This window comes from Lacticaseibacillus songhuajiangensis, from assembly GCF_003946025.1.
Lineage (GTDB): Bacteria > Bacillota > Bacilli > Lactobacillales > Lactobacillaceae > Lacticaseibacillus > Lacticaseibacillus songhuajiangensis.
Genome location: NZ_RHNR01000072.1, coordinates 1 through 7409, shown reverse-complemented (window position 1 = coordinate 7409; position 7409 = coordinate 1). Strand labels below are relative to the sequence as shown.

Annotated in this window: 7 protein-coding genes and 2 pseudogenes; 4 read left to right on the top strand and 5 right to left on the bottom strand. The window is 43.3% G+C overall.

The window, feature by feature from the left end; all coding sequences use genetic code 11:
- Window positions 1-369: 369 nt before the first annotated feature.
- Window positions 370-1668, bottom strand: coding sequence for an IS1380 family transposase (locus EKM97_RS11600; protein ID WP_125572535.1), 1299 nt, complete (start codon window positions 1666-1668; stop codon window positions 370-372).
- 234 nt (window positions 1669-1902) lie between these two features.
- Here EKM97_RS11600 and EKM97_RS11595 point away from each other — a divergent pair, with 234 nt between their 5' ends.
- From EKM97_RS11595 to EKM97_RS12010, 4 genes are all read left to right on the top strand, one after another.
- Complete coding sequence (locus EKM97_RS11595) at window positions 1903-2274, top strand: DUF1304 domain-containing protein (RefSeq protein WP_125572534.1); 372 nt, start codon at window positions 1903-1905, stop codon at window positions 2272-2274.
- A 470-nt stretch (window positions 2275-2744) separates the two neighbouring features.
- Complete coding sequence (gene mscL, locus EKM97_RS11590) at window positions 2745-3113, top strand: large-conductance mechanosensitive channel protein MscL (protein ID WP_124974717.1); 369 nt, start codon at window positions 2745-2747, stop codon at window positions 3111-3113.
- 109 nt (window positions 3114-3222) lie between these two features.
- Window positions 3223-3471 carry a GlsB/YeaQ/YmgE family stress response membrane protein gene (locus EKM97_RS11585; protein ID WP_124974719.1) on the top strand — a complete coding sequence of 83 codons (249 nt, stop codon included), beginning with the start codon at window positions 3223-3225 and terminating at the stop codon, window positions 3469-3471.
- 15 nt (window positions 3472-3486) lie between these two features.
- Window positions 3487-3627, top strand: a complete 141-nt coding sequence (locus EKM97_RS12010) for a hypothetical protein (protein ID WP_164507541.1) — start codon at window positions 3487-3489, stop codon at window positions 3625-3627.
- A gap of 248 nt (window positions 3628-3875) precedes the next feature.
- On the opposite strand, the pseudogene EKM97_RS11580 reads toward EKM97_RS12010, so the two are convergent.
- From EKM97_RS11580 to EKM97_RS11565, 4 genes and pseudogenes are all read right to left on the bottom strand, one after another.
- A pseudogene (locus tag EKM97_RS11580) lies at window positions 3876-4499 on the bottom strand (IS30 family transposase); the annotation flags it as partial.
- A 114-nt stretch (window positions 4500-4613) separates the two neighbouring features.
- On the bottom strand, window positions 4614-5294 hold the full coding sequence (locus EKM97_RS11575) for an ABC transporter ATP-binding protein (RefSeq protein WP_124974721.1): 681 nt from the start codon (window positions 5292-5294) through the stop codon (window positions 4614-4616).
- Window positions 5295-5298: 4 nt separating this feature from the next.
- Window positions 5299-6351, bottom strand: coding sequence for an ABC transporter permease (locus EKM97_RS11570; protein WP_125572533.1), 1053 nt, complete (start codon window positions 6349-6351; stop codon window positions 5299-5301).
- Window positions 6352-6455: 104 nt separating this feature from the next.
- A pseudogene (locus EKM97_RS11565) lies at window positions 6456-7226 on the bottom strand (IS5 family transposase).
- Between the last annotated feature and the right edge of the window lie 183 nt (window positions 7227-7409).

Sequence of the window (7409 nt, the reverse complement as noted above, 5' to 3'; positions counted from 1 at the left end):
GGCTGATGGCGGTCGGCTAACGCCGACCGCCGCCGCTCGCGCTAGCGGCTTTCGCGCTGCACGCCGCGCACGGCGGCGATGCGTTGCAATACCCTTCCGGAAGGTCTGTGAGAACTTTCGCTCTCAACATATACAGACTGTTTGTAGGACGTATTTTGAAACTGAAAGTTGAACTGTAACAGGATCTTAACATGAACCTGATTTATTCATAGGTTTGTGAAATACAACCATAGGCTCAATAGCGACACTAACTTCGCCATGCCGAATCAATACACCTTGATTTTGGCCAACTTATTCAGAGTCGGCGTCGCCAAATAGACCGAACGTATTTCAACATTTCGGCCAGGCCCGACCATTTAGTTGCTTTGGTCACATTTGCAAAATATCGTTCAACACATTGCCTATAAAGCCACTAAAAACTTGGCTTGAAGCTAAATGTAGGACGATTCGGTGCGCGTGATTCGTGATCTTACCCGTAACATGGAGCAATTCAAAGCGCAAGGTTGCGATTGTCTTTCGTGCGTCAAAAGGTATCAAAATGAGTTTGAATAGTTGAACGATGTTGTAAGCAACAGCACTGATCAAGGCCCTAGCAGCGTTCATCGTAAACGAGTGACTGTCAGTCTTGTCGAAAGCAAAACCGGCTTTCAATTCTTTGATCAGATCTTCGACTCTTCCGCGTTGACGATAGCGGGTGATCAATGTTTCACACGGAATCTTCGTATCATTAGTGACCAACCAAGTATGATGGTCCCAAAGAAAAGACTCAGCCTTACTTTCAGAATGCACGATCACGCGATAATTATCCGCCCAAGTTTTAACTTGATAGTCCAGTTCGTGGTCTTCACTTTGAAAATCAGTCGTCATCTCAGTGGCTTGAGTTGCCGTTGTGGTGAGTTCGTTAATGCGGTTATTCTTCTTCAGCCGGACAATAAATTTAACACTGCGCTTGGCACAGGCTGCATAAAACTCTGGCTTGGCAAAGCCTGAATCACCGCGGACTGTGATGTTCATATCAGGGCGTAAGGCTTTAAGATGATCAAGGATCGGGGCGATGAACGTATCAGCATCGCTACTGGTATAGACGTTACCCGGGCGCAACTGCGCACCTAGTAAAAGCCCGGTGGCATCATCAAAAACCAGCAGAGGATGATAGCCATTAGCTGAATAATGACCGTTATAGGTTGCGTGTTCTTGATGGCCGAAGGTATCCGAGTGTGTGGAGTCGATATCAAGGATCATTTCAGTGCGTGAAGGATCTTTAAGGACCACATCAGCCAGTTTCAGCAACAGGTTTTGGATTTCAACCAGATTATCTTGAGTCAGGCTTGCGATGAAACGTGAAATAGAAGCTTGAGAGGCCACACCACACTCACCTAAAGCAGTCCTAATAGCAGGATCCTGACGCCAAGTATTTGCCGCAGAGTCAGTGCAATAACCGGCAATCCGGAGCATAAGCGTAAATTCAAATAGATCTACGAAAGAGATCTTGGCAAATTTTCGCTCATCATTAAAGAAAATCGTATTACGAATCAAGTTTTTGAGGTGGATCCGATTGGTAAATTCAATTTGTAGTATCATTCCAGCATCATTGGATAATTGTCCGGCGTCGTTGATAACAGATAAATGAGGATTGCATTGAAGTGAAGTTGCGCGTAGTCTAAGCATTGTGTTATGGCCTTCATATTGTTGGTTTTCAGCGACTCTACAATATCACAAGACCGCACCCAGTGGGTGAAAAACACAAAGCAGCGCAACTTCATGCCAGTCATGAGGTTGCGCTGTATTTTGTCGTGTTTAAGAATAATCCAGGCTAAATGTTCTCCCGCTCCGAAGTCTGTTATACTATGCTTTATCGTATAAATTTTAAATTTTAATGAATTTCTTTAGGGGGAATAGGTAATGCTATTTGTAAAGGATATGTTCGTGCTACTAGTCGCCGTTGAGGCATTGCTGATAATGCTTCTCGAGATGTTTGGCACCCAAACAAAAATGGCCCGTAAGGCTTTTGACTTGTCAAAAGGATATCTTGCCACCAAAGAAGCCAAATCATCGATGGCAAACCAAGGACTATATAATGGATTTATCGGTGTAGGCTTGTTATATGCTCGATATTGGCTCAGTGGTGGTGCCTCCTACCACGTTCAGATTTTATTCGTGGGTTTTGTCGTGCTTGCTGCCGCTTTTGGATCACTGACAGCTAACAAGAAAATCATATTTACACAGGGTAGTCCCGCAATCGTAGCGCTTTTTATGCTTATATTTGTACACTGATGTGCTCCTCATAGTAAGATAAACTTTGGCTCCTAGAGAAACGGTAAGAATCGTTAGATATGCCAGTTAATTCTGATGAGGATAAGCTATTGAAAGTATTATTGGCCTGCCATCCGGCGGGCTTTTTGATTGCAAAAAAATAAGCCCCATATAGGGACTAGGGTGTACTAATTGGTATGCACATGGTTGGTACACGTGACTACTCTGTGGTCTTTCATGACGTGCAAGTTATATGGGCCTCGCCTCTAGAATGAGTTATTATTGAGTGCCACGGGTGCTCAAAATATCGGTATAAAAGCATTTCTAGTTTTGGGCTTGTCACTGATTTGCACTGATTTTCAAACCTAGGTGATTATCTAAATAGCTAGGCAGACGCCAGCCAATTCATTATGAGGCGCTATTTTTAATTTTCAGAACGTCCCCACTCTGCTATACTTCTTTTCGTAACATAAAATTTGGAGGCATTCAAAATGATTAAAGAATTTAGAGACTTCATTATGCGTGGCAACGTTCTAGATCTTGCTGTAGGTGTCATTATTGGCGGTGCGTTCACCGCTGTTGTAACTTCCCTGACCAAAAACTTGATCAACCCAATTATTTCTATGTTTGTAGGTAAGGCTGATTTAAGTAAGCTATATTTTACAATTTTGAACGCAAAATTTACGTATGGCAGCTTTCTTAACGACGTCATTAACTTCTTGATCACTGCTTTTGTAGTCTTTATTATTGTCAAGACGGTTAATCGTATTATGCCGTCTAAAAAACCTGATGCTCCTGTTGTTTCGAAGGAAGAACTCTTACTTACACAGATTCGCGATTTACTGCGCAATTCACAATGAGCTATCGTAAGTAGTAAGAGGGAATAGATATCTTCGGCTTTCTTTTTGGCCTTAACTCCTGTATACTTACAATTAGTAACAAAGAATATATTTAATGGGAGGGATTTACATGCACTTCATTTGGTCACTAATTGTTGGCGCAATAATCGGTGCTATTGCTGGCGCTATTACAAGCAAAGGAAAATCGATGGGTTGGATTGCAAATATTATTGCTGGGCTCATCGGATCATCTATTGGTGAAGCACTACTCGGCCATTGGGGTCCTAAACTTGCTGGTATGGCAATGATTCCATCGATAGTTGGCGCAGTGATTGTCGTAGCGGTTGTATCATTCTTTGTTGGTAGATCTAAAGATTGATTGGAGGTCATATGCATGGATGCTTTAAAATCAATTTTTACATTTATGGTAGCCAGCACTTTGCTGGTTGGAGGAGCTCTGGTAGCTGGTACAATTTTGGCAGCCAAGGAAATAGATAAGGCTGGGGATAAATTGCAGGATTCGATTCATGACTAATGATATACGGGCCGTCTGTGATAGACACACGTTCGCAAAATCCTGCTGAAAGCGTAACTTTCAGCAGGATACGGTACGGTTGAGGTACGAGAAGACTTGATGCTACACACGGAAAAGGGTATCGTGGTTTAAGATGCATCGAAATTAACCCCAGCTCGGCATGTCAATTGGCATGCCGAGTTTTTTTACTCCCTCAATTGTCAAATCAAGTGCAACACTTTATAACCAATTCTTGTTAGTGGTATAGCTTATGCCATATTGGGGTAATAGTCGCAAGGACGAAACCAGCCCAGTGAGCGCCTTGGGCGATGATTCAACGCCGACTGTGCTGGCTGGATCTCATCAAGGGTTACGTTCTTGAATGACTTTCCTTTTGGGAAATACTCACGTAGAAGGCCATTAGCATTCTCATTTGATCCACGCTCCCAGGGTGAGTACGGATGATCAAAGTAAATCTTCGTGCCAGTCACGCGAGCCAAAGCCGAGAACTCTGAACCATTGTCGAACGTAATGGTATCTAACTCCCTGGCCCCATAAGAATCGATTGTCTCCTGAAGCGCCCGACGGCAGGTCTCAGCGTGGTAGTCAGGTAGCTTAACGATTATCTCAGTACGGGAGTACCGCTCTGTCAACGTCATCAGTGCTGGGTCACTTTCAACTCGCTTTCCCTTGACCAGGTCGCCCTCCCAGTGGCCGACTCCTAGACGGTCGTCAACGGCCTTTGGCCGATTCTCAATCGACTCACCGAGCTTATGCTTGTTAGTGCGAGCGTGGCGCAATCCTGGTCGCTTGATGCGACGCCGTAACTTGACGGGTAAATCTAGGTTGGTGATTGGGAGCAGACCTGCGTCAACCCTTGCTACAAGCGGACTATCACAAATGCAAGCTCGACAAAAACATAACTAAATATCTATTGCCCTTATGATGATATTTTAGCAAACGAGAAAAACTAGTCCGAAATCTCATCATAAGAGCAAGTGTGTTAATCAGTCCGTATTAGATAGTTTTCCGTCGACAATTTTGTAGACATTATCAGAAAACTCTCGCAGACGATCATCGTGCGTGACGATGACGACTGCTTTTTCCTCGTCATGCGCAATATTGGCAAAAAGTTGGCCAACTTCTTTGACACGTGCCGTATCTAAGGCTGCCGTAGGTTCATCGGCTAGGATGATCGCCGGGTCTGTATAAAACGCACGGGCAATTGCAACGCGCTGTTGTTGACCGCCAGACAATTCGCCAGGGTATTTGTTTAATAATTTTTGAATGCCTAGCGTTTCAATAATTTTGTCAAATCCATCTTGACTGAGGTTATTGTTAGGCTTTACCTGGTCAACAAGTTTGAATTGGTCTGCTACGGTTAAATATGGCACAAGATTGTACGCCTGCAAGACGAAACCGATTTGTTCAAGTCGTCTTTTTTCGGCTTCTTTGGTACTCAAATCACTGATATCGTGGCCATTCAAACGAACTGAGCCGTCTGTTGGTGTTTGTAACCCGCCTAAAATGGTTAGCAAGGTACTTTTACCAGATCCTGAAGGCCCAATGATAAGCGACACCTCACCAGCTTTAAACGCTAAACTGACGTCTTCTAGTGCCGTAACTAAATTGGTTTTCTGACCAAATTGTTTCGTCACGTGTTCAAGGGCTAGTTTTTCTTCACGCATCTTTTTAACCTCCAATTACTGATACCGGATCAATCTTACTAATCACACGAATCGGAATGATTGCACCCAGTAACCCGGTTACCATCAATCCGACCGCAATGAGTACCATCAATCCCCAATCAAATGCCATTGGTACGCTATCTGGAATCCCAAATTCAGTTAATGCCGATAGTAAGGCACCAACGACGATACCAGTTGCCATGATAAAGAACGTCTCAAATAACGTATTTTGGGCCAAAAAAAGATTTGGAATGCCTTGTGCACGCAAAACTGCCAAGTTAGGCAATTTTTGAACCGTTAGAATGTAGAGGAAGATGGTAATCACAATCAATGAAATGACAATCAGGAATCCAATCATGAGACCAAACGTCGCTTTTTGCGGTGTATAACCTGGCAATTTATTGATAAAGGCTTGGTATGAATAAGTCTTTAATGCTTTATCATCGACAGATTGTGACGTTTTTGAAGCAACGACGCTACCCTGGAATTGATCTGACACGCCCTTAATGATACGCCATTGCGCTAACTCGCCATAAATAACAGGTGCGGTGTTATACGTGGCATTTTTCGCATAACCCACGATTTTATATTTCGTATCAGATAACCCAATCGAAATTTTATCCCCCATACCGTAAATATCCTTATCAACTGAGTCAGCGAGGACGACTTCGTTAGCTGCCTTTGGCAAGTTCCCCTTGGTTAATTGTAGGTTTTTAGCGATGTACTCGTCGTTATTCATCCCAACGAATTGTGCGGATTCACGTTTTCCGCCAATTTTCATATTAACTGGTGTAATGCCAAGTGTTGCGGTTTTGTCGTCGCTTAACTGATCAACCTGTTTCGTTGTCAGTAATGACTGTCCGGCATTACCATTAGCGTCTTTGGTCATTACAAACGACTTAGACTGCCAGCTGTCCACCGCTGCGGTGTTAGCTGTTGCCAGCCCGAGCGCCAGGGCACTTAAAATGAAAATCAAATAACTGATTAAGACGACGACTGTTAGAATCAAGCCGTACCGTAGTTTTTCTTTTTTAATCTCTCTAATTGCTAAAAACATTTGTTCCTCCTGTATTTGTTGAAGTTCAACAAACTTACTATACACAAGCATACATGATATTATGATGAGATTACAAAATGATTTTTCTAGGATGTGTCTTCAAACTATCTAGTCATTAACACTATTGACGCAGCGTAAACAAATGTTCGGAACACATATGACGTCTTATCGTAGCAAGTAGCTACCCGTCTAACATGTTTAAGCCGATTAAAGAAACACTCAATTGAATGTCTTTCTTTATATATCCACCAGTCTACTGACCATGGTTCTCGATTATTCTCTTTTGGTGGGATTGTATACTTTCCGCCTTGGCTCGTGATGAATTCTCGAATTGCTTTACCACCGTATGCTTTATCGGCAACGACATTAACCCCAGTCAACTGAATGGTTTTCAATAATTCAAGCGCTACGGGACCGTCATGACGATTGCCTTCTGTTAACATAAATTTAACCGGGTTTCCCAATGCATCGACCAGCGCATGTATCTTAGTTGAATTACCACCAACGGAACAACCAATATTATTGCTTTCAAGTTTAGGACCGCTTTGTTTAGCACCGGCACTATGCTGATGCGCAATAACAGCCGTCGAATCAATATGCAGGTATTCCATATCCGCGTCCTAGCGAAGCGCGCGGAAGATACATTCCAATACACCATCGCGGCCCCAGCGGGAAAGCCGTGTATAAACCGACTTTCATGGTCCAAATCGTGCAGGTAAATCACGCCAAGGCGCACCAGTCCGATTGATCCACAGAATCGCATTTAACATGGTCCGATTATCTCGTAATATTGGACGACCTGTACTTTATGGTGGAAATAATGACTCGATCTGGGTCCATTGCTCATCAGCGATCTCATAGCGATGAGTAAGCATCACAATCAGCCCTTTACTCCAACATATCAGATTCAGGCCGTTTCGTACAACTAGTAGGCAATTCGCGAATATTTTTGAGTTTGAAGACACATCTTAATTTACCTGGATTATTCACCTCGGTATTTGGGACATGAAATCGCATCTGGCCGGTCTGAAAGCAACGTTTGGAGCGTTGCGAATACT

Bases quoted from the DNA above. Each gene is read 5' to 3' on its own strand.
- EKM97_RS11575 (WP_124974721.1), bottom strand. From the start codon at position 5,294: ATGCGTGAAGAAAAACTAGCCCTTGAACACGTGACGAAACAATTTGGT.
- EKM97_RS11585 (WP_124974719.1), top strand. From the start codon at position 3,223: ATGCACTTCATTTGGTCACTAATTGTTGGCGCAATAATCGGTGCTATT.
- EKM97_RS11595 (WP_125572534.1), top strand. From the start codon at position 1,903: ATGCTATTTGTAAAGGATATGTTCGTGCTACTAGTCGCCGTTGAGGCA.
- mscL (WP_124974717.1), top strand. From the start codon at position 2,745: ATGATTAAAGAATTTAGAGACTTCATTATGCGTGGCAACGTTCTAGAT.
- EKM97_RS11570 (WP_125572533.1), bottom strand. From the start codon at position 6,351: ATGTTTTTAGCAATTAGAGAGATTAAAAAAGAAAAACTACGGTACGGC.
- EKM97_RS12010 (WP_164507541.1), top strand. From the start codon at position 3,487: ATGGATGCTTTAAAATCAATTTTTACATTTATGGTAGCCAGCACTTTG.
- EKM97_RS11600 (WP_125572535.1), bottom strand. From the start codon at position 1,668: ATGCTTAGACTACGCGCAACTTCACTTCAATGCAATCCTCATTTATCT.